This is a genomic window from Sphaerisporangium flaviroseum, assembly GCF_039537005.1.
Classification (GTDB): domain Bacteria; phylum Actinomycetota; class Actinomycetes; order Streptosporangiales; family Streptosporangiaceae; genus Sphaerisporangium; species Sphaerisporangium flaviroseum.
Window position 1 is genome coordinate 263,217 of the sequence record NZ_BAAAZR010000010.1, and the last position, 21,343, is coordinate 284,559.

The 21,343-nt window shown below is 72.3% G+C and carries 21 protein-coding genes and 1 pseudogene; 9 read left to right on the top strand and 13 right to left on the bottom strand.

The features are described from left to right. Positions 1-10: 10 nt before the first annotated feature. A complete protein-coding gene (locus tag ABD810_RS21950; RefSeq protein ID WP_344943356.1) occupies positions 11-814 on the bottom strand; it encodes a TetR/AcrR family transcriptional regulator in 804 nt (267 codons plus the stop codon). 86 nt (positions 815-900) lie between these two features. On the opposite strand from ABD810_RS21950, the gene ABD810_RS21955 reads away from it, so the two are divergent. The 3 genes from ABD810_RS21955 to ABD810_RS21965 all read left to right on the top strand — a co-directional run bounded on the left by ABD810_RS21955 (position 901) and on the right by ABD810_RS21965 (position 3,764). After that, positions 901-1,881, top strand: a complete 981-nt coding sequence (locus tag ABD810_RS21955) for an ATP-binding cassette domain-containing protein (RefSeq protein WP_344943359.1) — start codon at positions 901-903, stop codon at positions 1,879-1,881. Then, the gene (locus tag ABD810_RS21960; protein WP_344943362.1) at positions 1,878-2,693 is read left to right on the top strand and encodes an ABC transporter permease; all 816 of its coding nucleotides are present in this window, start codon (positions 1,878-1,880) and stop codon (positions 2,691-2,693) included. Before ABD810_RS21955 ends, ABD810_RS21960 begins: the two co-directional genes overlap by 4 nt. A 111-nt stretch (positions 2,694-2,804) precedes the next feature. Continuing rightward, complete coding sequence (locus tag ABD810_RS21965) at positions 2,805-3,764, top strand: helix-turn-helix transcriptional regulator (protein WP_344943365.1); 960 nt, start codon at positions 2,805-2,807, stop codon at positions 3,762-3,764. Between the two features lie 11 nt (positions 3,765-3,775). Here ABD810_RS21965 and ABD810_RS21970 read toward each other — a convergent pair whose 3' ends face one another. The 3 genes from ABD810_RS21970 to ABD810_RS21980 all read right to left on the bottom strand — a co-directional run bounded on the left by ABD810_RS21970 (position 3,776) and on the right by ABD810_RS21980 (position 7,244). Further along, positions 3,776-4,477 carry a response regulator gene (locus tag ABD810_RS21970; protein WP_344943368.1) on the bottom strand — a complete coding sequence of 234 codons (702 nt, stop codon included), beginning with the start codon at positions 4,475-4,477 and terminating at the stop codon, positions 3,776-3,778. After that, positions 4,474-5,763 carry a sensor histidine kinase gene (locus ABD810_RS21975; RefSeq protein ID WP_344943371.1) on the bottom strand — a complete coding sequence of 430 codons (1,290 nt, stop codon included), beginning with the start codon at positions 5,761-5,763 and terminating at the stop codon, positions 4,474-4,476. The genes ABD810_RS21970 and ABD810_RS21975 overlap by 4 nt, the downstream gene beginning before the upstream one ends. A 212-nt stretch (positions 5,764-5,975) precedes the next feature. Next, positions 5,976-7,244 carry an MFS transporter gene (locus tag ABD810_RS21980; RefSeq protein WP_344943374.1) on the bottom strand — a complete coding sequence of 423 codons (1,269 nt, stop codon included), beginning with the start codon at positions 7,242-7,244 and terminating at the stop codon, positions 5,976-5,978. Positions 7,245-7,555: 311 nt separating this feature from the next. Here ABD810_RS21980 and ABD810_RS21985 point away from each other — a divergent pair, with 311 nt between their 5' ends. The 3 genes and pseudogenes from ABD810_RS21985 to ABD810_RS21995 form a co-directional block, all read left to right on the top strand. Further along, entirely contained in the window at positions 7,556-8,368 is an 813-nt protein-coding gene (locus ABD810_RS21985; protein ID WP_344943377.1) for a site-specific recombinase, read from the top strand. A gap of 239 nt (positions 8,369-8,607) precedes the next feature. Further along, positions 8,608-9,558 (top strand): GNAT family N-acetyltransferase, encoded by a 951-nt coding sequence (locus tag ABD810_RS21990; protein ID WP_344943380.1) that lies wholly within the window; start codon positions 8,608-8,610, stop codon positions 9,556-9,558. Between the two features lie 39 nt (positions 9,559-9,597). Then, positions 9,598-9,870: pseudogene (locus tag ABD810_RS21995) on the top strand (cytochrome P450); the annotation flags it as partial. Here ABD810_RS21995 and ABD810_RS22000 read toward each other — a convergent pair. Further along, positions 9,806-10,165 (bottom strand): ArsR/SmtB family transcription factor, encoded by a 360-nt coding sequence (locus ABD810_RS22000; protein WP_344943383.1) that lies wholly within the window; start codon positions 10,163-10,165, stop codon positions 9,806-9,808. The pseudogene ABD810_RS21995 and the gene ABD810_RS22000 overlap by 65 nt on opposite strands. A gap of 177 nt (positions 10,166-10,342) precedes the next feature. Between ABD810_RS22000 and ABD810_RS22005 the strand changes: the two genes are divergently transcribed. Continuing rightward, the gene (locus tag ABD810_RS22005; RefSeq protein ID WP_344943386.1) at positions 10,343-11,338 is read left to right on the top strand and encodes a cation diffusion facilitator family transporter; all 996 of its coding nucleotides are present in this window, start codon (positions 10,343-10,345) and stop codon (positions 11,336-11,338) included. Here the strand turns inward: ABD810_RS22005 and ABD810_RS22010 are convergent. Further along, complete coding sequence (locus tag ABD810_RS22010; RefSeq protein ID WP_344943389.1) at positions 11,312-11,902, bottom strand: TetR/AcrR family transcriptional regulator; 591 nt, start codon at positions 11,900-11,902, stop codon at positions 11,312-11,314. The two genes, ABD810_RS22005 and ABD810_RS22010, sit on opposite strands and share 27 nt — an antisense overlap. A gap of 189 nt (positions 11,903-12,091) precedes the next feature. Between ABD810_RS22010 and ABD810_RS22015 the strand changes: the two genes are divergently transcribed. Next, positions 12,092-13,081 (top strand): sulfotransferase family protein, encoded by a 990-nt coding sequence (locus ABD810_RS22015; RefSeq protein ID WP_344943392.1) that lies wholly within the window; start codon positions 12,092-12,094, stop codon positions 13,079-13,081. Between the two features lie 45 nt (positions 13,082-13,126). Here ABD810_RS22015 and ABD810_RS22020 read toward each other — a convergent pair whose 3' ends face one another. The 5 genes from ABD810_RS22020 to ABD810_RS22040 all read right to left on the bottom strand — a co-directional run bounded on the left by ABD810_RS22020 (position 13,127) and on the right by ABD810_RS22040 (position 17,453). Continuing rightward, on the bottom strand, positions 13,127-14,026 hold the full coding sequence (locus ABD810_RS22020; protein ID WP_344943394.1) for a glycoside hydrolase family protein: 900 nt from the start codon (positions 14,024-14,026) through the stop codon (positions 13,127-13,129). A gap of 192 nt (positions 14,027-14,218) precedes the next feature. Next, positions 14,219-14,935, bottom strand: coding sequence for a VIT1/CCC1 transporter family protein (locus ABD810_RS22025; RefSeq protein WP_344943397.1), 717 nt, complete (start codon positions 14,933-14,935; stop codon positions 14,219-14,221). Positions 14,936-15,011: 76 nt separating this feature from the next. Beyond that, the gene (locus ABD810_RS22030) at positions 15,012-15,221 is read right to left on the bottom strand and encodes a hypothetical protein (RefSeq protein ID WP_344943400.1); all 210 of its coding nucleotides are present in this window, start codon (positions 15,219-15,221) and stop codon (positions 15,012-15,014) included. Next, positions 15,218-15,985, bottom strand: coding sequence for a COG4280 domain-containing protein (locus tag ABD810_RS22035; protein WP_344943403.1), 768 nt, complete (start codon positions 15,983-15,985; stop codon positions 15,218-15,220). The genes ABD810_RS22030 and ABD810_RS22035 overlap by 4 nt, the downstream gene beginning before the upstream one ends. 115 nt (positions 15,986-16,100) lie before the next feature. After that, on the bottom strand, positions 16,101-17,453 hold the full coding sequence (locus ABD810_RS22040; RefSeq protein WP_344943406.1) for an aminotransferase-like domain-containing protein: 1,353 nt from the start codon (positions 17,451-17,453) through the stop codon (positions 16,101-16,103). Between the two features lie 117 nt (positions 17,454-17,570). Between ABD810_RS22040 and ABD810_RS22045 the strand changes: the two genes are divergently transcribed. Further along, on the top strand, positions 17,571-18,386 hold the full coding sequence (locus ABD810_RS22045) for an alpha/beta fold hydrolase (protein WP_344943433.1): 816 nt from the start codon (positions 17,571-17,573) through the stop codon (positions 18,384-18,386). A 27-nt stretch (positions 18,387-18,413) separates the two neighbouring features. On the opposite strand, the gene ABD810_RS22050 is transcribed toward ABD810_RS22045, so the two are convergent. Both ABD810_RS22050 and ABD810_RS22055 read right to left on the bottom strand, forming a co-directional pair. Next, positions 18,414-19,997 carry an MFS transporter gene (locus tag ABD810_RS22050; RefSeq protein WP_344943409.1) on the bottom strand — a complete coding sequence of 528 codons (1,584 nt, stop codon included), beginning with the start codon at positions 19,995-19,997 and terminating at the stop codon, positions 18,414-18,416. 138 nt (positions 19,998-20,135) lie between these two features. After that, positions 20,136-21,080: a DMT family transporter gene (locus ABD810_RS22055; RefSeq protein ID WP_344943412.1), complete on the bottom strand. Its 945-nt coding sequence runs from the start codon at positions 21,078-21,080 to the stop codon at positions 20,136-20,138. Positions 21,081-21,343 lie beyond the last annotated feature (263 nt).

Sequence of the window (21,343 nt, forward strand, 5' to 3'; positions counted from 1 at the left end):
GCCCGCGGTGTCATGTGTCCCGCTGGGGCGTGCCGGGGCTTGATCGGGCTTGTGGTGCGCGGCTGTCGATGAGGGTCTCGATGCCGTCGAGGATGCGTTGCAGGCCGAACTCGAAGGCCTGCTCGGCGTTGTAGGCGGCGCCGTAGGCCTCGCCCGCCGCCGTGCCGACCCGCGAGGAGATGGGGAAGCGCGTGGCGTCCATGACCTTGCTGAGGTAGGGGGCGTGGGCCCACCACCACTGCTCGTCGGTCATGCCGGTGCGCTGCTCGGCCTGGGTGGCCTCGGCGGCCCCGCGCGCCGCGCCGTGGACGTGTCCGGAGACGAGCGTGACGACGGAGTCCATCTCCAGGTCGGTGAGCCCGATCCCGTCGATGGCGCCGAGCTCGTACTCGTAGGCGGCGGTCACGTTCGGCCCGAGGGCCGGGCGGCTGGTGGCGACGTACAGCATCCACGGATGCCGCTGGTAGAGGGCCCACCTCTCGCGCGCGATCAGCTCGAGCCGGGCCCGCCATCCGCCGGGAACCTCGGCCGGCCTCGCGGGCTCGCCGTACACCAGGTCGAGCATGAGATCGAGCAGCTCGGCCTTGCCCGGCACGTAGGTGTAGAGCGACATGGTGCCGACGCCGAGGCGCTCGGCCACACGGCGCATGGACAGGGCGGCCAGGCCGTCGGTGTCGGCGATCTCGATCGCGGCCCGGACGACACGGTCGACGCTGAGGTCGGGCTTGCCCTTCCTGCTGGACTTCTCCTTCGTGCGCCACAGCAGGGCGAGGCTGCGCGCGGGGTCTCCCGCGCCGGTGTACTCGATCGTCATCGTGAGCCGATCCTATCCTCCGCGCCCCACGGCCGTACCGTATGGTGTACGGTACAGTGTACGGAATGGTGGACGAGGAGGGTGAAGTGGGTTCCACGGAGCACGCGATCGTCGCCGAAGGGCTGCGCAAGCGGTACGGCGACACCGAGGCGCTGGCGGGGTTCGACCTGGCCGTGCCGGAGGGCACCGTGTGCGGGCTGCTCGGCCCGAACGGGGCTGGGAAGACCACCGCGGTACGGATCATGACCACGTTGCTGCGGCCCGACGGCGGACGGGCCGAGGTCGCCGGGTTCGACGTCGTACGGCGGGCGGCGCAGGCGCGTCACCGGATCGGGCTGGTCGGGCAGCACGCCGCGCTCGACGAGGTGCTGAGCGGCCGGCAGAACCTGGTGATGTTCGGCCGTCTCTACCATCTCGGCGCGGCGCGCGCCCGGCGACGTGCGGACGAGTTGCTGGACCGGTTCGGATTGGCGGACACGGGGAGCAAGCCGGTCAAGCGGTTCTCCGGGGGCATGCGCCGGCGGCTCGACCTGGCGGCCAGCCTGATCCTGGCACCGCCGGTGCTGTTCCTGGACGAGCCGACCACCGGGCTCGATCCACGTGGCCGCACCGAGGTCTGGGAGGCGGTCGGCTCTCTGGTGGCCGGAGGCACCACCGTGCTGCTGACCACGCAGTACCTGGAGGAGGCCGACCAGCTGGCCGCGAAGATCTGCGTCGTCGACCACGGCCGGGTGATCGCCGAGGGCAGCCCCGACCAGCTGAAGTCGTCGATCGGCGCGGACCGGATCGACGTCGTGCTCAGCCGGCCTGAGCGGCTTCCGGCCGCCGCGGCGATCGTCGCGCGGGTCACGGGGGCCGAGGCGGAGCCCGACGTGGACACCCGCCGCGTCAGCGCCCCGGTGCGCGATCGCGTGGCCGCACTCACCGAGGTGGTACGGGCGCTCGACGACGCCGGGATCGCCGCCGAGGACATCACCCTGCGGCGCCCCACCCTCGACGAGGTGTTCCTCCACCTCACCGGGGACCGCACGACGGAACCGGCGCGTCCAGGAGAGGCGGCGGCATGAGCGAGATGTCCCTGTCCCGGGGGAGCAGGCTGCGGTGGGCCATCGCCGATGGCTGGACCATCACCCGGCGCGACCTGTCGCACTGGGCTCGCCAGCCCGCACAAGTGATCGTCGGGCTGCTGTTCCCCGTCATGATCGTGCTGATGTTCGGCTACCTGTTCGGCGGCGGGATGGTGATCCCCGGCGGCGGGGACTACCGGGAGTTCCTCATGCCGGGCATGTTCGCCATGACCATGGTCTTCGGCATCGAGACGACGTTCACGGCGGTCAGCGGCGACGTGGCCAAGGGCGTCACCGACCGGTTCCGGTCCATGCCCATGGCCTCCTCGGCGGTGGTGGCCGGGCGCAGCGCCGCCGACATGCTCAACTCCGTGCTCGGCCTGGCCGTCATGATCGCTTGCGGCCTCGCGGTCGGCTGGCGCTGGCACGAGGGTCCCGGCCCGGCGCTGATGGCGGTCGGGCTGCTGTTGCTGCTGCGCTTCGCCCTGCTGTGGATGGGCATCTGGCTCGGGCTGGTGATCAAGAGCCCTGAGGCGGTCATGGCCGTGCAGATCCTGGTGTGGCCGCTCGGCTTCCTGTCGAACACCTTCGCCTCGCCCGCCACGATGCCGGGCTGGCTCGGTGCGATCGCCGAGTGGAACCCGATGTCGGCCACGGTGTCGGCGGCCCGGGAACTGTTCGGCAACCCCGGCTGGGGCGGGGACTCCTGGGCCGCACAGCACGCGCCGCTGATGGCGGTCGTCTGGCCGCTGCTGCTCCTGGCGGTCTTCTTCCCGCTGTCGGTCCGGCGCTACCGTCACCTGAACCGCTGACCACCCGCCCGTACTCCCTGGCCGCGGCCCGCGCCGGGTGTCTGCCATGTCCCTGACACTGGAAGACCATTAGGATGGGTATGTTCCTAATGGTGTGACAGGATGCCGGTCATGCTGGAAACCTCGGCGCGGCTGCTCCGCCTGCTGTCGCTGCTGCAGACCCCCCGCGACTGGACCGGTTCTGAGCTGTCGGAACGGCTCGGCGTGAGCACCCGCACGGTGCGCAACGACGTCGAACGGCTGCGCAGCCTCGGCTATCCGGTGACCGCGACCCGCGGCTCGGTGGGCGGCTACCGGCTGGGCGCGGGCTCGGCGCTGCCGCCGCTGCTGCTGGACGACGAGGAGGCCGTCGCGGTCACCGTCGGATTGCGCGCCGCCGCGGGCGGCGCGATCGCGGGCATCGAGGAGACCTCGCTGCGGGCGCTGGCCAAGCTGGAGCAGGTGCTGCCCGCACGGCTGCGCCGCCGCGTGAGCACCTTGCAGGCCTACACGGTGCGGGTGCCCGCGGACGGCCCGGTTCCGGTCGTCGATCCCTCCGTGCTGACCGTCCTGACGGCGGCCTGCCGCGACCACGAGCGGCTGCGTTTCGACTACCGCGACCACAACGGCACGGCCAGCCTGCGCGTGGCCGAACCGCACCGCGTGGTCAACTGGGGCCGGCGCTGGTACCTGGTCGCCTGGGACAACGGCCGTGACGACTGGCGGTCGTTCCGCGTCGACCGCATCGAGCCGCGCACGCCGGCCGGTCCGCGCTTCACCCCGCGCGAACCGCCCGACGGCGACGTCGCGGCGTACGTGTCGCGGCGCGTCTCGGCGGCGGCCTGGCGCCACCGGGCCAGGGTGACCGTGCACGCGCCGGCCGCCGCGGTGGTGGCGCGGATCAACCCCGCCGTCGGCACGGTGGAGGCGGTCGACGAGCACACCTGCGTCCTCGACACCGGAGCCGACAGCCTGGAGACGCTCGCGGTCCACCTCGGGCTGCTCGGCGTCGACTTCACCGTCACCGACCCGCCGGAGCTGGTCGGCCTGGTGCGAGAGCTGTCGGCCAGGTACGCGCGCGCCGCCGGTTGACCGTCCGGGCCTCAGAGGCGGGGCGGGGCCGAGACCAGGCCGCTGTCGTAGGCGACGACGACGAGCTGGGCGCGGTCACGGGCGTGGAGCTTGGCGAGCAGGCGGCCGACGTGGCTCTTCACCGTGGCCAGACTGAGGTGCAGATGTTCGGCGATCTCGCTGTTCGACAGGCCTCGGGCGATGTGGGTGAGAACCTCGCGTTCCCGCTCGGTGACGCCGTCCAGCTCGCGGGGCAGGCGCTGGACGGGCTCGGGCCTGCGGGTGAACTCGGCGATGAGGCGCCGGGTCACGGTGGGGGCCAGCAGCGCCTCGCCTGAGGCGACCACATGGATGGCGGCCAGCAACTCGGCCGGGCGGGTGTCCTTCAGCAGGAACCCGCTGGCCCCCGCCCGCAGCGCCGCGTAGATGTAGGCGTCCAGGTCGAACGTGGTGAGGATCAGGACCCGCACCCCCGCCGTCTCCGCGGAGCCGCAGATCCGGCGGGTCGCCTCGATGCCGTCCATCTCGGGCATCCGCACGTCCATCAGCACGACGTCGGGACACTCGCGGCGGGCCAGGTCGACGGCCTCCGCGCCGGTGCCCGCCTCGCCGACGACCGTGAGGCCCGGAGCGGTCTCGACCAGCACACGGAAGCTCCCGCGAAGCAGCGCCTGGTCGTCGGCCACCAGCACGCGGATGTCATCACACCCCTCACGGCCCATGGTGCCGTTCATCGCAGGGCTCCATCGGTCGTTCCGCTCGCGGGTCCGCCCGCCGTCCCGTTCTCCCGGTCCGAGCGGGTGGCCGGCTCGTACGGGAGGCGGGCCTGCTCGTAGGGAAGTCGGGCCGACACGGCGAAGCCTCCCTCGGGCCTCGGCCCGGCGCTGAAGACCCCGCCGTACATCACGACGCGTTCGCGCATCCCGACCAGGCCGTGGCCGGGGGCCGTCTCCGCCAGGCCGGGCGGCACGCGCGTCCCGGGCCCGTCGTCGGTGATCTCGATCAGCACCTGACCTCCGTCCCCATGGACCGTGACCCGGCACCGGGCCGGCGCGGCGTGCCGCACCACGTTCGTCAGCGCCTCCTGGACGATCCGGTAGACCGACAGCTCCACGCCCTCCGGCAGCCGGTCCACGCCGCGCACGTCCAGCTCGGCGCGTACTCCGGCCAGTGCGGCCCGCTCGGCGAGCTCGGGCAGCCGCGCGAGGCCGGGGGGCGGGTAGAGGTCGGCCGGTGCTCCATCGGCGGCCTCGGAACGCAGGACGCCGAGCATGTGGCGCATCTCGGTGAGGGCACCCCGGCTCACCGCCTCGATGTCGCGCAGCGCCTCGCGGGCCTCCCGCGGCCGGGCCTCGGCGACGTGGTCGGCGATGCCCGCCTTCACGGTGATCACGGTCATGCTGTGCGCCACGACATCGTGCAACTCCCTGGCGATGCGCAGGCGCTCCTCGGTGACCGCCCGCCGGGCGAGCTCGGCGGCCGAGCGGGCGACGTACACGCGCCGCTCCCGTACGGCACGGCCGATCGTCCAGGCCCCGCCCATGATGGTCGAGCCGAACAGCGGGGTGAGAGGGGAGAGGTCCTCGACCCACCATCCGATGGGCCCGGCCACCGCCGAGCCGACGATCACCACGGCGCTCAGCGCGCCGATGGTCCGTGTCGGCACCCAGCGGAGTCTCGGCTGGGTGAGCGCGACCAGGTAGAGCGCGAACGCGGCGGCGGCGAAGGAGTCACGCACCATGTCGAGGGAGAGCGAGACCACCGTCATCGCCAGCACGAAGCAGAACACGGGCAGCGGCCACAGGCGGCGCACCGCGAGGGGCAGCCCCATCGCGGCGACGATCAGGCACTGGGCCGGCAGCGCCGCGGCGCCGTCCGCCGGCGCCCGCGAGAGCGTGAACGCCAGGAGCAGCGCGGTGAAGCCCGCCGCGGCCAGCGCGTCGAGGACGATGAGCCGCCGCCGGCCGACCCGCGGACCGAGGACCGGCCGCAACCCCGGCTCCTCGGATGGCGGGCGCAACCCCGGCTCCTCGGATGGCGGGCGCGGCCCAGGGTCGTACCGGCCAAACGGCCGCGGGTCGTCCGGATGGTCCACCTGTCGACGGTATCCGCAGCCGTCACCCGACGCCTCCGCCTCGAGGATGTCATCCCCGGGACGGACTCCTCGCCGTATGCACCGTGGCGGTGGGCTCGGCAGCCGGATCCGAGCCGGCCGCACAGGCGTCGGCCCCCTCATCCAGCGCTCTCCGCCGGTCCGCCCTCGAGCTCCCTGACCTCCCGTACGGCGAGCACGATGGAACTCGCGAGGAGTTGCCAGACGGCGCCGAAGCCCAGCACGGCCGTGATGCCTACAGCGGTCGCCATCGGCCCGGCCGCGGCCAGGCCGACAGGGCCCAGGACGAATGCTCCGACGGTGGTGAGCGCGGTGACCCGCGCCAGAACCCCGGCCGGTAGGTGGTGCTGGTTCGTGGTCGCGTACAACGTCCCGCTGACGGCTGAGCCGACGCCCGCGACGAGTGCGGCACCCGCGATGACGAGGGTGGGCATGCTCGTGGCGATGGCACCTGATGGCAGCGCCCATCCGAATGTGGCGACCGTCGCGACCACAAGCGGACGGCGCGGCATGCGGCCACCCATCATGGCCAGGCCGCCCGCGACGGCCCCGGCGCCGTAGACGGCCATGATCAGGCCCCAGTCGCGCGCACCGTTCAAACGCTCATGGGCGACGACGGGACCCAGCACGAGGAACGGCGCCCACACGAGCAGGTTGAACAACGTGAACTGCAGTGTCGTCACCCACAGCCAGGTCCTGGACCGGAACTCCGCCCATCCCTCCCGCAGCGCCCCCTTCTCGCGGGTACGGCCGGAGCCGGGTTCGGGCGTACGGCCGGGGATGCGGTCGGTAGAGCGGAGCAGGACGAGGGCCACGACGCTCACCGCGTAGGTGCCCGCGTCCAGGGCCACGACCACGCCCGGTCCGGCCATCGCGACGGCGACCCCGGCGATCGCCGGCCCGCCCACGGACGCCATCGACTGTGCCAGGCCGGCCAGCGCATTGGCGTCGCCGGTGTACGAGGCGCCACCGGCCACCACCTGCGGGATCAGCGCCCCTCGGGCGGGGGCGTAGAACGCCTCTCCGGCTCCCCAGACCGCGACGAGCGCGACGAACAGCCAGATCGGCGGATGCCCGAACAGCAACGACCCTGCGAGGATCGCCTGGGTCACGCAGCGCAGAGCGTCGGCGTACAGCATGATGCGCCGAGGACCCAGTCCATCGGCGAGCACGCCACCGGCCATGAGGAACACGACCATCGGCACGATGCGCGCCGCCATGACGTATCCGAGGCCGGACCGGCCGCCTCCGCCGTCCAGCACCGCGAAGGCCACCGCCAGGGTCGACATCGACGAACCGAGCATCGAGGTCGCCTCGCCGATGAAGAACAGCCGCAGGTTCCGATGGGAGAGAGCGGTCAGGCGTCGTCGAGTCCGGTTCCAGGCCATGGCCCCTCACCTTGCGAGCTGACCGGCCTGCCCTTCAAGGGGTGGACTGAACAAACTTGAGTCCCTTTACTGCAGGAGCACTCTGAGGCGAAACCTCCAGAGCCGACCCCCGGCCAGCAGCGGTTTCCAGCCGGTTACACTCGAACTCCGTCCCCCGATCCGCAGTTATTTACTGCGGTAAAAGTGAGTCATCATGACATCACCTCCGTCCCGGCGGCCGCGACGAGCCGGAACCCCATGCGAAGCATGACGTCACTGCGGGACTCGGCTTCGCGACCGGGTTCTCCTGCGCCGGCGACTCGGAGCCGGCCGTGAGCCCGTCCACGGCGCCTGTCGAATACGCCGTGGCGATCGATCACTATCTGGCCACCCTGCGGCTCGGGGAAGCCTCGCGTCGGGTGTACCGCATCGCGCTCACCACGTGGGCCTGGCACCTTGTCGGCAGGACTCCACCGCGAGGAAAGGATCGCCGCGGTGCTGCTCCGCCCATCGTGCCCCTGGCCCTGCTCGACGCTCCGGACATGGGGCAACGGCTGCGTACCGCTCTCAGCCTGCGTGCCTCGACCGCCGATCCTCGGACCGTGAGCAGGGAGCTGTCGATCCTGCGCGGCGCGATCGCCTGGTGGCGCACGCGCGGCTGGATCGACGCCGACCCCCTCCAGCGGCTCCGCCCGCCTTCCACGCCGGTCAGCGAACCCTCCGCGCTCTCCCCTGAAGAGGTGGAGATGATCTTCAATCTGCCCGTCGGCCTTCGCGAGCAGACATTCTGGCGTCTTCTCTACGAAGCCACCGCTCCCATCGAACGCATTCTCGCGCTGAACGTGGACGATCTGGACCTGGTACGCAGACGCGCACGGAAGGCCCCGTCGATCCGCTGGCGGGGCGGCACGGCACGGCTGCTGCCCCTGCTCCTGCTCGGCCGGACCGCGGGCCCGATCCTTCTGACGGAACGCCGGGCCGCCCCCACCACACCTGCTCACGACCGATGCCCCGTAACGGGACGAGGGCGGCTCTCCTACCGGCGCGCGGCCGAGCTCTTCACCAGCGCCACCACCCGGTTGACCCCAGACGGGCGCGGCTGGACCCTGCGCCACCTCCGCGCCGCGGGCCTGTCCCACCGCTGACCGCCCGCCCGCCGCGCTGGTCGGGCGACACCACGCCGGTGTCGGCGGGCCGAAAAGCGGTTGCGTCCCTGGTCGGAGTGGCTGTACAACTGGCGGCTGTATCCCTCGCCTGTATGGCGGGGACGAGACGAGAGGAGGGATGAGGCGATGAACCCCATGATCACCGCGCTTGTGTCCTCCCCGGGTACGCGGCTCAGCTGACCCCGGTGCGAACGGGCGCGCTTCCACAGGAGAGTGCCTTGACCGCAGTACCGCATGACCTGACCATGCGTCCGATCACCGGACGCGACGAACTCGATCTCTTCCGCCGGCTGCCCTACGTGCTCGACCGCGAGCTCGCCGGCGACCTCGCCTCGGGGCGGCGGCGGCCCCAGTGGATGTGGGTGGCGCTCCGCGGCGACCGCCTGGTCGCCCGGGTGGCCTGGTGGAGCAGGCCGGACGACCCGGCGCCGTTCCTGCTCGACGTCTTCGACATCGCGGACGACCTTGAGGATCCCGAGCGGGTGGACATCGGCGTCCGGCTGCTCAAGACCGCGATGGCCGAGGTCGTGCCGCAGGGCGCCCGCCCGCCCGAGTACGGCCGCTACGTCCCGCCGGACTGGCGCGACGACCCGGCCGTCCTGCGGGCCGTCGAGGACCGTGTCGCGGCGCTCGAACAGACCGGTGCCCGGCTGTTCGTCGAACGGCTGCGCTACAACTGGCGCCCCGGCACGCCGATCCCCGCCCCGACGGGACGCCTGCGGTTCCGCCCGGTGGCCGGCCGTGACGAGCTCGTGGCGCTGATGACGCTGGTCCTGGACGGGAGTATGGACGCCCACAGCAAGGACGATCTGACCCGGATGTCCCCCGAGCAGGCCGCCGCCGCGCAGTACGACGGCGAGCTGGAGGGCTACACGAGCCCCAGAGACTGGTGGCGGGTCGCCACACTGCCCGGCGGCGAGCCGGTGGGGTTCGTCATCCCGGCGCACAACTCGTACAACCCGATCATCGCCTACATCGGTGTCGTGCCCGCCCACCGGGGCAACGGCCACATCGACGAGATCCTCGCGGAGGGGACGCGCATCCTCGCGGCACAGGACGTGCCACGCGTCCGCGCGTCGACCGACGTCGGCAACGTCCCGATGGCCAGGGCGTTCCAGCGGGCCGGATACGTCAACTTCGAACGCGAGCTCAACTACACCTGGCCCTGATCGAAGCCCCGGGCGGGGCGGGCGCGCTTCACCGTCCCGCCCGGCACCCTCGTGGTCCTGGACCTCGCCGCCGCCAACCGGGACGCGCGCGTCTTTCCCGCTCCGCACCGTTTCGACCCCTCCCGGCCCGAGCGCGCGCATCTGACCTTCGGATACGCGCTGCGGCCGTGCCCGGGCGCCGGCCTGCGGTGTGCTCGAGGTACTGCCGGCGGGATACGCGTTCGTTCGTGTGACGCCGATGCGATGGTCAGCTCGTGTGGCGAGGGATACCGGAGACCTCGTGGCCGGCGTGGAACAGGGCTTCGGCGATGAGGCGGCGGACGTGGGCGTCGCGGGCGCGGTAGAGGACCCGGCGTCCGTGCCTCCGGGTCTCGACCAGACCGGCCAGCCGCAGCTTCGCCAGGTGCTGCGACACCGAGGGCCGTGCCACTTCGATGGCGTCCGCCAGTGTGGAGACGTCGTACTCACCTGAGGCGAGCAGCCACATCAGGCGAAGCCGGGTCCCGTCGCTGAGCATGCGGAAGGCCTCGACGGCCGTCTCCACCTGAGCGGCAGTGGGTCGCTCCTGCGACGGATGCGCACCTGATTCGTTGTCGCGTGCGTACATGGCTACATATACTCCTCGCACGGATCCCAGTCCGCAAGCGAGGTGACCATGTCCGACCAGCAGCGGTCCCGGTCTTCACCCCCCGACGGGCACGGACACGGGCATGGCCATGGGCATGGACACGAAGGGCCGGTCCAGGGCAGGTGGGCCGGCGGCCTGAGGGCGCGTGTCGCTCATATGCTCACCCCGCACGGCCACGACAGCGCGGACAAGACCGACGCTGCCCTGGAGTCCAGCAGCCGGGGCATGCGGGTCCTCGGCCTGTCGTTCGCCGTGCTGATCCTCACCGCCGTGGCGCAGGCGGTGGTCTTCACCTTCTCCGGATCGGTGGCCCTGCTCGGTGACACGCTGCACAACGTCGCAGACGCCCTGACGGCCGTGCCGCTGGCGATCGCCTTCTGGCTCGGGCGGCGGATGGCGACCCGCCGCTTCACCTACGGATACGGCAAGGCCGAGGACCTGGCGGGGCTGGTCATCGTGGGGGTCATCGCCGTCTCCGCGGTCCTGGCCGGATACCAGGCCGTCCAGCGGCTGATCCACCCTGAGGAGGTCCACGCGCTGGGCTGGGTGGCCGTCGCGGGCCTGGTGGGCTTTCTCGGCAACGAGTGGGTCGCCCGCTACCGGATCAAGGCGGGCCGCGAGATCGGCTCGGCCGCCCTGGTGGCCGACGGCCTGCACGCTCGTACGGACGGCTTCACCTCCCTGGCCGTGCTGCTGGGCGCCGGCGGGGCGGCGCTCGGCTTCCCGGTCGCCGACCCGATCGTCGGCCTTGTGATCACCGTGGCCATCTGCCTGGTGCTGCGGGACACGGCGCGGGAGATCTACCGCCGCCTCATGGACGCGGTCGACCCCGCGCTGATGGACCAGGCCGAGGAGGTGCTGGCCGCGACCCCTGGGGTGCGGCGGGTGGGCTCGGTGCGGATGCGCTGGACCGGCCACGTCCTGCGTGCCGAGGTGGACATCGTCGTCGACCACCGCATGTCGCTGATCGAGGCGCACGGGGTGGCGGTCGAGGCCGAACACCGGCTCATCCACGAAGTGCCCCGCCTGCGCGCGGCCACCGTGCACGCCGACCCCGACGGCCCGTCCGACGCCGACCACCACGCCCCCTTGAGCGACCACCGCACGCCGGGCGCGGCACGGATCTCAGGCGCCGTCCGCCCGCCAGGGTGAGAGCAGGGCGTCGAGCTCGCGGCGCAGCCAGCTCTCCAGCGGCGCCTCGCGGTGCACCGCCCAGGTGATCAGCGCGCCGTTGTAGGTGGTCTGCACCGAGCGGGCGAGCTGCGCGAGGTCGACGCGCCGCAGCTCACCGGCCGCCACGGCCTGGCGCAGGAGGTCCTCGATCTCCTCGCGCATGGCCCGCGCGTGTGCCCGCGCCTGGGCGTGGAACTCCGGATCGCTGAGGTCCTGGTGCAGGACGGCGAGGTGGTTGGAGAAGGCCACCGGCTCGGCCACCGGGGCGGCCAGTGCGATGAGGTTGGTGACGAGCGTCTCCAGGACCGGGCCGTGTTCCTCGCCGGCCTCGCGCAACCGCTCGCGCACGGCTTGGGCGTCGCCCTTGTGCAGGCCGAGCAGGAGCGCGCGCTTGGACCCGAAGCGCTGCACCAGCGTCGCCGGGGCGATGCCCGCCTCCTCCGCGACGGCCGCCAGGGTGAGCCTGCCGGGGCCGGTGCGGCCGACGACGCGCGTGACCGCCGCGAGGATCTCCTCGTCGCTGACCGTACGTGGGCGCGCCATCGACCAGCATGTTAGCAAGCGGAATGGCCGGTAAGGCCCGCCTGGCCGGCCCCGGCCCCGCGCCTCCACGCGCCGAATCTCCCCGGCAGCGGACGATCAAAACCTGGGTATGGGGGTATAAAGCCGCTATTTCCTACGTATTTGATAGGTATAATGATTCGCTGATGTCGTCTGCGCCAGGGGGATCAGATGGCCCTACCGGATTTCCTGGTGATCGGGGCGCCCAAGGCGGGCACCACCGCCTTGCACGCGGCGCTCGCGCGGCACCCCTCGTTGTACATGTCCGCCGTCAAGGAACCCAAGTTCTTCCTCACCGACGGCCCGCCACCCGCACGAGGCGGTCCCGGGGACGCGCAGACCTTCAGGGAGCACATCTGGCGACGCGCGGACTACGAGGCGCTGTTCGATCCGGCTCCCCCCGGGGCGCTGACGGGAGAGTCCACGCCGTTCTACCTGTACGACCGCACGGCGCAGCGCCGCGTCCACGCGCTGATCCCGGACGCCAAGCTGATCGTCATCCTCCGCGACCCCGTGGAGCGGGCGCATTCGAACTGGACGCACCTGTGGTCGGCGGGGCTGGAGCCCATCGACGACGTGGTGCGGGCCTGCGCCGAGGAGGAGCGCCGCGTCGCGGCGGGCTGGTCGGCCTTCTGGCACTACGTCGGTCTCGGCCGGTACGGGGAGCAACTGGAGCACCTGTACGGGCTGTTCCCCCGGGACAACGTCCTGGTGTTCCGTTACCGCGATCTGGTCGACGATCCGGTGGCGACGCTTGATCGCATCTGCGCGTTCCTCGGCGTGGAACAGGGCCTGATCCCCGAGGTGCCCCGCGAGAACGTGACCGCCCACCCCGACCCGACGCGGCGGCACCAGGCGCTGTCACGCGTGCTGAGGGCGGGCGCGACGCTGGGACGTCACCTGCCGGGGGCGCTGGCGGTCCGCATGGTCGAACCCCTCGAACGAGCGCTCCAGGACAGGGGCCGGCCGCGCCGCCCGCTGAGCTGGGACGAGCGGCAGGCTCTCATCCCGAGGTTCCAGGACGACATCGCCCTGCTTGAGCGGGTGACCGGGAAGGAGTTCGGCGACTGGCTCGGGCCCCGCGACAGATCGGGCGGGCTGATGGGCGACCGGCCTCCCGGCCAGCGGCAGGCACGCAACGGCCGCCCGCGCCCCTCCTGACCACCGGCAGGCCGCCCACGCCTCCGGTGTCACCGCCGCCCGCGCTCAGTGAAGCTCGGTGCGCAGCTCGTGCGCGCCGTTCTGTTTGGTGATCTCGTAGTAGAGGCGCCGGTGGCCGTCCGGGAGCTCCAGGATGTCGAGGTAGCGCAGCCCGCCGTACGGTGACCGCGCGATCGGCTCGGTGCCGACGGGCGCGAGGACGCCGGGGTCGGTCCCCGTGGCGAGCCCCGTAAGCTCCTCGTAGTTCTCGGCGGCGCTGGCGCGGCCGTCGTAGGTGGCCAGGAAGGTGTCGCCGGATCGGACCACCGCCGTCACCCGGACGCCGCGAGAGTCCCACAGGCCGGCGCGTCCGCTCAGGGCGGTGCCGTGCCAGGTCCACTCCAGGCCGTCGGCGCTGGTGGCGTAGTCGGTGACCATCTGGTCCTCCTCGCCGGCCTCCGTGAGCGGGTGGCAGGAGGCCCACAGGTGCCAGCCGCCGTCGTGGTGGACGATCACGGGATCCTTCACGCCGGTCTTCGGGTCACCGGGCAGCACGACCCTGCGCCGGGTGGAGTCGAACCGCGAGGGGTCGTCCGCCTCGAGCACCTCGACCCGCCAGTGCTTGGAGTTGTGGGTGGCACAGCTGATGTAGAGCCGCCAGGTGCCCTCGGGGGTGCGCACGAGCGCGGGCCGCTCCAGCGACTCGGTGTCGGCCTCTTCACGCCTCAGCGTGTAGATCGTCTCGAAGCGCTCGCCGTCGAGGGAGCGCGCGACCACGATGGCATAGCCCCGGCCCTGGCCGATGGGACGGCGAAGGCGGTAGGCGAGGTAGATCACGCCCTCGCTCAGCACGGAACTCGGCGCGCCCGCCCAGTGACCCGGCCCGTCCTGCGGCGGGGCCACGGCGAGCACGGAACGATCGGGCTGGAGCGGCGGCACGGCGGCCTGGAGGTCGTTCTCTTTCATCGGCACGACGAAACAATAAACAATTTTCGGCCCCGCTGCCGAAAGAGTGGCTGGTAGAGGGCACATACCACCACTGTTCTCCCCCCGTTCGCCCTTTGTTCTCTGCTGTCGTCGATGTCCGTAAAACCCCGCAAATCGGGCCTGGTCGTCCTTGCTGCGAAAGAGACGTACGCCCGCCCATGACGCGCGTGGTCAGGAGATCGCCGCGCCGACGAGGTGGCCGATCCCGTAGGTGACCGCGGCGGCCGCCGTGCCGAGGAGGAGCTGCCGGGCGCCGCCGAACACAGGCGACCTGCGGGTGAGCCGCGCGACGACGGCACCGGTGGCGAACAGCCCGGCCGCCGTGAGCACGATCGCCGCCACCACCGAGCCGAAGCCGAGCAGGAAGGGCAGCAGCGGGACGAACGCCCCGAGCGCGAAGGCCAGGAACGACGACCCGGCCGCCACCCACGGTGAGGGAAGGTCGTCGGGGTCGACGCCGAGCTCCTCGCGTGCGTGCACCCGCCAGGCGACCTCGTCCCGCCGGTGCAGCTGGTGGGCCACCTGGCCGGCCAGCTCGGGCGTCAGCCCGCGCGACTCGTACAGCAGCGCCAGCTCGCGCTCCTCGGCCTCGGGGTTCCTGGCGATCTCCCGGCGCTCGACGGCGATCTCGGCGAGGGTCATCTCGGACTGCGAGCGCACCGAGGTGTACTCGCCGGTGGCCATCGAGAAGGCTCCGGCGGCGAGCCCGGCCAGCCCGGCGATGGTGACGGCCTGGGCGCCGGCCCCGCCGCCCACCACGCCCGCGATGAGCGACGCGTTCGACACCAGCCCGTCCATGACACCGAAGACGGCGGGCCGCAGCCAGCCGCCGGTCACGTCCCTGTGGTGGTGATGCACTTCGGCGGAGCGCGTGGAGGGGGAGGTCATGGGGTCCTCTCAGGCCGGGCCCGCCGGCATCGGTTCCGCTCCTCCACCGCGGCCACGGGCACGTGGCCGGGTGGCGTCAGGATCGCCTGACGTCGATGACGACGCTGACGACGAAGAAGGCCACCAGCAGCGTCCCGCCGAGCACGGCGGCGCCCGTACCATCGAGCCCTGCCAGCAGCGCGGCGAGCACCACCGCCAGCGCGGACACCACCGCGACCGCGATCTTCCAGTCGTCACCGACGATGAAGTCATACCAGAACTGCGCAAATCCCCTCAAAAATGTCATCTGACCACCTCCAGCTTCAGACGGGGGAGAGCGAAGACGAGCGCGCGGGAAGCCAGCAGCCAGCAGGCCACCAGGACGGGGATGGCCCAGTCGCCACCGGGCCAGGCGAGGCTGCCGCCGCCGGTGAACACCCCGAGCCCCTCCACGGCCCAGAAGGTGCCGAAACCGGCCAGCATCAGGCCCACGCCGTACTTCAGCGTGTTCTCGGGGATCATCGCCAGCGGCCGGTGCAGCACGATCCCGGCGATGAGCACCACCGCGCAGGCGAGTGCCGCGCCACCGGCGGCCGTCGGCATGTTCGCGGCGCTCAGGCCGAAGGTGACCACGATGAACACGACTTCGACGCCTTCGAGGAAGACCCCCTTGAAGGAGACCAGGAAGGCGAAGGTGTCGAGGCCGAAGCGGGTGCGGGAGGCGGCCTCGCGTGCCGCGGCGGCCTGCGAGGCGAACTCCTCGGCCTCGTCGTTCCGGGCCTTCAGGCCCGCCGACCGCAGTACGGCCTTGCGGAGCCACTGGAGGCCGAAGATGAGGAGCAGCGTGCCGACGACGAGCTGGAGCAGGGACTGGGGGAGCCAGGTGCTCAGGGCGTATCCCGCGAACACGGTGAAGGCGACCAGGGTCACGACCGCGGCCGCGGTGCCGGCGAGCGCCGGCCGCCACCCCCGGGTGACGCCCATGGCCAGGACGATCGTCAGTGCCTCGACGAACTCCACGAAGGAGGCGGTGAAGGTCGACGCCAGCAGGCTCCATGTCGCACCTGACACGGGCACTCCTTGGACGTAGCAGATGTTATTCAGAGCATCTGTTTCTCCTCGCACGCTAATCGGGCGAATCGGGGGTGTCAAAGCCCGTCCGGACTTCGGGACGAACCATGCGGGCTCAGTCGGAGGCGGCGTCTTCGGGGGTGCCCCGCGCGAGGGCGGCCAGTGCCTCCAGGGCCTGCGACACCACCGCGACCGGCGGGGAGGCGAGGCCGATGCGCACCGCCGGAGGGGCGCTCGCCGAGCCCACGGCGAAGGAGGCGGCGGGGGTGACCGCGATGCCGCGGCGGGCCGCGGCCGCCACGAAGGTCTCGGCCCGCCACGGCTCCGGCAGCTCCCACCAGCAGTAGTACGAGTGCGGGTCCGACCGCACGGTGAACCCCGCGAGGCACCGTGCGGCGGCCTCCTGGCGTGCCGCCGCGTCGCGGCGCTTGGCCCGCTCCACCGCGGTCACGGTGCCGTCGGCCATCCAGCCGGTCACGGCCCGCAGGGCGAACCCCGTCGCCGTCCAGGCCCCGGACCGAAGGGCGGCGGCGACCGGGGCGGCCAGGGAGGGCGGCGTGACCGCGAAGCCCGCCGTCAGGCCGGGGGCCAGCCGCTTCGAGAGGCTGTCGACCAGGATCGTGTGCTCGGGGGCCAGGGCCATGAGCGGGGGCTCGCCGCCCTCGTGCAGGAAGGCCCAGATGGTGTCCTCGATCGCGTACAGCCCCAGCTCGCGCAGCGTGGCGGCCAGCTCGGCGCGTCGTGGCAGGGGCATGGTGACCGCCAGCGGGTTGTGCAACGTCGGCTGCAGGTAGACCGCGCGGAGCGGGGTGGCGCGGTGCGCGGCGGCCAGGGCGTCCGGGCGCAGGCCCGCCTCGTCGGTGGCGAGGGGGACCAGGGTGACGCCGAGCCTGGCGGCGATCGCCTTGATCATCGGGTAGGTGAGGGCTTCGACGCCCAGCCGCCCGCCTGCGGGGACCAGGGCGGCGATCGCGCCCGCGATCGCCTGGCGGCCGTTCCCGGCGAACAGGACGTGCGCCGGATCCGGCTCCCAGCCGTCGCGGGCCAGCAGCCGCGCCGTCGCGTCGCGGGCTTCGGGAGTCCCGGACGCGCCGACCGGCCGCAGGGCCGAGTCCAGGACGTCCGGGCGCAGCAGCCGGCCGAGGCCTCCGGCGAGCAGGGCCGCCTGCTCGGCCACGACCGGATAGTTCAGCTCCAGGTCGACGCGGGCGGTCCCCGGCTCGACCAGCGCCGGCCCGGGTGAGCGCTCGCCCGCCCGTACGAACGTGCCGCGTCCCACCTCGCCGACGACGAGCCCGCGCCGGGCGAGCTCGCGGTACACCCGGTTGGCCGTGGAGCCGGCGATCCCCCGTTGCCGGGCGAACGCACGCTGTGTCGGGAGCCGGTCGCCCGGGCGCAGGCGGCCGGCGGCGATGTCGGCGGCCACGGCGTCGGCGACCAGCCGGTAGTCCCTCATCAGGCAGCTCATCTCAAATCGTAGATTGCACCGAGAGCAATGATTCTATTGCCCTCGATACGCTGCCCGGCCTAGCATCGCCGTCATCGCGGCGGGGAACGCGCGGGGATTCGGGAGGAAGTGGACGTGATGGGCAGGGCTTTCGTCAACGGGATCACCGTCGGATACGACGACCGAGGCGAGGGCGCGCCCCTGGTGCTGATCCACGGTCACCCCTTCGACCGGTCGATGTGGGCGCCGCAGCTCACCGAGTTCGCCGGCGCCGGACTGCGGGTCATCGCCCCCGACCTGCGTGGCTACGGAGAGAGCACGGTGGTCCCCGGGAAGACGTCGCTGGACACGTTCGCCCGCGACATCGCCGCGCTGCTCGACCACCTGGGGCTCGACCAGGTGGTGATCGGCGGGCTGTCCATGGGCGGCCAGATCGTGATGGAGTTCTGCCGGCTGTTCCCCGGACGGGTGCGGGGGCTGCTGCTCGCCGACACCTTCGCCCAGGCCGAGACCGGCGAGGGAAGGGAGCTTCGCGGGCGGCAGGCGGACCGCCTTCTGCGGGAGGGCATGCGGCCCTACGCCGACGAGGTGCTCGCGAAGATGGTGGCCCCGTACAACATCGAGGCCCTGCCGGAGGTCGCCGAGCACGTGCTCGGCATGATGCGCGCGGCTCCGCCCGAGGGCGCCGCGGCGGCGCTGCGCGGCCGCGCCGAACGACCCGACTACGGCGACCTGCTGCCGCGGATCACGGTGCCCGCGCTGGTGGTGGTCGGACGGGACGACGAGTACACCCCGGTGGCCGACGCGGAGTTCATGCACCGGCGCATTCCCGGGGCCACGCTGGTGGTGGTCGACGGGGCCGCGCACCTGCCGAACCTGGAGCGGCCCGCGGAGTTCAACCGGGCGCTGCACGCCCTGCTCGCCGCCGGCCTTCGCGCTCCCGCCCCGGGGTGAGCCGGCGCGGGAGCCGATCGCGGATCTTCAGTGCTGGACGGCGGGTTCGCCCTGGTAGGCGGCGTCCCGAGCGGGCGGTGACCCCGCGGGGAGGCCGCGCAGCAGGACGATGACGACAACGGCCGAGGTGGCCATCACCACGGCCCCCGCGATCGCGGTCGCGTTCATGCCCTGGGTGAAGGCCTCCCGGCCCGCGTCGAGCAGCGCCGCGCCCGCAGGACCGGGCATCCGCCCGGCCACGGCGGCGGCCCCGCCGAGGGTCTCGCTCGCCGCCCGCAGCGCCTCGGCGGGCAGCCCGGACCCGGCCGGGCCGCCGGGGAGCAGCAGGTCGGCCATCCGGTGGTGGTAGACGGCGGCCCCGATGCTTCCGAGGGTCGCCATGCCGAGGGCCCCGCCCAGCTCACTGCCCGTCTCCGACAGGGCCGAGGCGGCGCCGGCCCGCTCCGGAGGGGCGGCGGTGAGGATCAGGTCGGCCGTCAGGGTGGCGACCGTCAGGATGCCGGCGGCCACCGTACCGGCGGCCACCAGCAGGACCCACAGCGGCGAGTCCACCCGCACTCCGATGAGCACGACAAATCCGGCGGTGGTGACGAGCAGTCCCACGGCCAGAATGTAGGCGGGACGTACCCGGGCGGCGAAGACGCCCGACAGCACGATGGCGGCCGAGATGGCCGGCAGCACGCTGAGCGACCACAGCGCGGCGGCGAAGGGACGCATGCCGAGCACCAGTTGCAGGAACTGGTTGGTGAACAGCGTGATCCCGATGAAGCCGAACATCGTCACCACGTTCACGGCGAGCGAGGCGCTGAACGTCCGGTTACGGAAGAGCCCGATGTCGATCAGCGGGGCGGAGTGCGTCCGCTGCCTCCGGACGAACACCACGCCGGCGAGCAGTCCCGCGACGATGGCGAGCACCGGGATCAGGTCCAGGCCGTCGACCGCCGTCTGCTTGACCCCGTAGATCACCGGGAGCACGGCGGTCAGCGACAGCGCCGCGCTGACCAGGTCGAACCTGCCCAGGGCCGGGGCGCGGTACTCCGGCAGCAGGATCGGCCCGAGGACCAGCAGCAGGACCATGGCAGGCACGTTGACCAGGAAGGCCGATCCCCACGAGAAGTGCTCCAGCAGGAACCCCCCGACGATGGGCCCGATCACCGCGCCTCCGGTCATGCCGCCGGTCCAGATGGCGATCGCGGTCTTGCGCTGGCCGCCATCGTGGAACATGTTGCGGATCAGCGCCAGCGTCGAGGGCATCAGGGTGGCCCCGGCCAGTCCCAGCAGCGCGCGGGTGGCGATCAGCAGCTCGGCGCTGGTGGAGTACGCCGCGACGACCGAGGCGAGGCCGAACGCGGCGGCCCCGATCAGCAGCAACCGGCGGCGTCCGATCCGGTCACCGAGTGATCCCATCGTGATCAGCATGCCGGCCAGCACGAACCCGTAGACGTCCATGATCCATAGCTGCTGTGTCCCGGTCGGGGCCAGATCGGCGCTGATGAACGGCAGCGCGAAGAACAGCACGCTGACGTCCATCGACACCAGCAGGCAGGGCAGCACCAGGACGGCCAGCCCGATCCACTCTTTGCGACCGGCCATGGGGGTGACGCCGGTCATGCCGGATCCGCCATTTCGAGCTCCTTATGCGTGAGTCGCGGTGTTCCCTCACGCAGCCTCGGCCAAGGCGCTGACCGCACGCGCACGAGCCGCTGACCGGCCGCGCACCGGTGCCCGTCCCGAAGCCGCCCTCCGCGCTCAGCGGGCGTGTCCGGCCTCCGCCGCCGGCCCGTCGGGGGCCCGGCTCGCGACGGCGGGATCGGCGGGCGTGGGGTGGCCGCGCGGGCCGCCGCGCGCGGACAGCCACGAGCCCGCGAGGATCAGGAGCATCCCCGCGATGGTCCCCGGCCCCGGACGCTCACCGAGGATGCTCACCCCCAGCACCACCGCCACGACCGGATTGACATAGGTGATGAGCAGGGCGCGACCGGCTCCCGCCTCGGCGATGAGCACGCTGTAGAGGACGAGCGGCGCGGCCGTGCACAGCAGTCCCAGCACCAGCAGCGCGACGATCGCCGGGGGAGGGGGCATGGAGGCCGGTGGGGTGAGCACGGCCGCAGGGGACAGCAGCACCGATGCCAGGATGAGGGTCGCGCCCATCGAGGCGCGCGGGTCGGCTCCGGACAGGTGCCGTTTCAGCACCATCGGCCCGGCCGCGTAGAACAGGGCGGCCGCGAGGATGGCCACGGCCCCGAACGCCTCGTCCGCCCGGCCGGCGACGTCCACTCCCATGAGCGCCACCACACCGGCCAGGCCGATGACGAGCCCGGCCAGTCGCGTGCCCCGCACCCGCTCGCTCGCGTCGAAGCGCAGGGCGAGCAGGGCGACGAACAGCGGGGCGGCGGCGATGAGGATGGCGGCAAGGGAGGAGGAGACATGCTGCTCACCGACCGCGATCAGGGGGAACGGCACGACGATCTCGCTCAGCGCGAAGACGGCGAGCCATCGGACCTTTCCCCGGAACACCTTCAGCACCCCGGCGCGCGGCGCGAAGGCCAGCAGCGCCACCGCCCCCAGCACGACACGCACCCACGCGACGAACCCCGGCGGCACCCCCTCGTCGACCGCGACCTTGATGAGCAGGTACGGGATTCCCCACAGCGCGGACACCACCGCGAAGGCCGTCCAGGCACGCGCGCTCATCGACGCCCTCCGCCCCCGCGGCGCCCCGGCCCCGCGATCCCGACCTGTCCCATCCCGGCACTCCAAGCCCGACACCTGACCACCGTCCCCCGGGCGCGGCGCCGCCACTCCGTGGCTCCGGTTCTGTGTGCCGATCTGCGTTTCATCGCGTCTCCAGTCCTGCCGCACGGCTGGCGAAAGTGTTTGACAAAACCCTTCTTTATGTACAAAATTTATTTTGCGATGAGAGACGTCCTGTACTTGGAGCAGATCGAGCAGGCCGA

Coding starts and splice junctions, on each gene's coding strand:
- ABD810_RS21970 (WP_344943368.1), bottom strand. CDS start 4,477: ATGAACGGCACCATGGGCCGTGAGGGGTGTGATGACATCCGCGTGCTG.
- ABD810_RS21965 (WP_344943365.1), top strand. CDS start 2,805: ATGCTGGAAACCTCGGCGCGGCTGCTCCGCCTGCTGTCGCTGCTGCAG.
- ABD810_RS21980 (WP_344943374.1), bottom strand. CDS start 7,244: ATGGCCTGGAACCGGACTCGACGACGCCTGACCGCTCTCTCCCATCGG.
- ABD810_RS22015 (WP_344943392.1), top strand. CDS start 12,092: ATGGCCCTACCGGATTTCCTGGTGATCGGGGCGCCCAAGGCGGGCACC.
- ABD810_RS22020 (WP_344943394.1), bottom strand. CDS start 14,026: ATGAAAGAGAACGACCTCCAGGCCGCCGTGCCGCCGCTCCAGCCCGAT.
- ABD810_RS22000 (WP_344943383.1), bottom strand. CDS start 10,165: ATGTACGCACGCGACAACGAATCAGGTGCGCATCCGTCGCAGGAGCGA.
- ABD810_RS21960 (WP_344943362.1), top strand. CDS start 1,878: ATGAGCGAGATGTCCCTGTCCCGGGGGAGCAGGCTGCGGTGGGCCATC.
- ABD810_RS22045 (WP_344943433.1), top strand. CDS start 17,571: ATGGGCAGGGCTTTCGTCAACGGGATCACCGTCGGATACGACGACCGA.
- ABD810_RS22050 (WP_344943409.1), bottom strand. CDS start 19,997: ATGACCGGCGTCACCCCCATGGCCGGTCGCAAAGAGTGGATCGGGCTG.
- ABD810_RS22030 (WP_344943400.1), bottom strand. CDS start 15,221: ATGACATTTTTGAGGGGATTTGCGCAGTTCTGGTATGACTTCATCGTC.
- ABD810_RS22055 (WP_344943412.1), bottom strand. CDS start 21,080: ATGAGCGCGCGTGCCTGGACGGCCTTCGCGGTGGTGTCCGCGCTGTGG.
- ABD810_RS22040 (WP_344943406.1), bottom strand. CDS start 17,453: ATGAGCTGCCTGATGAGGGACTACCGGCTGGTCGCCGACGCCGTGGCC.
- ABD810_RS22025 (WP_344943397.1), bottom strand. CDS start 14,935: ATGACCTCCCCCTCCACGCGCTCCGCCGAAGTGCATCACCACCACAGG.
- ABD810_RS21950 (WP_344943356.1), bottom strand. CDS start 814: ATGACGATCGAGTACACCGGCGCGGGAGACCCCGCGCGCAGCCTCGCC.
- ABD810_RS22010 (WP_344943389.1), bottom strand. CDS start 11,902: ATGGCGCGCCCACGTACGGTCAGCGACGAGGAGATCCTCGCGGCGGTC.
- ABD810_RS22005 (WP_344943386.1), top strand. CDS start 10,343: ATGCTCACCCCGCACGGCCACGACAGCGCGGACAAGACCGACGCTGCC.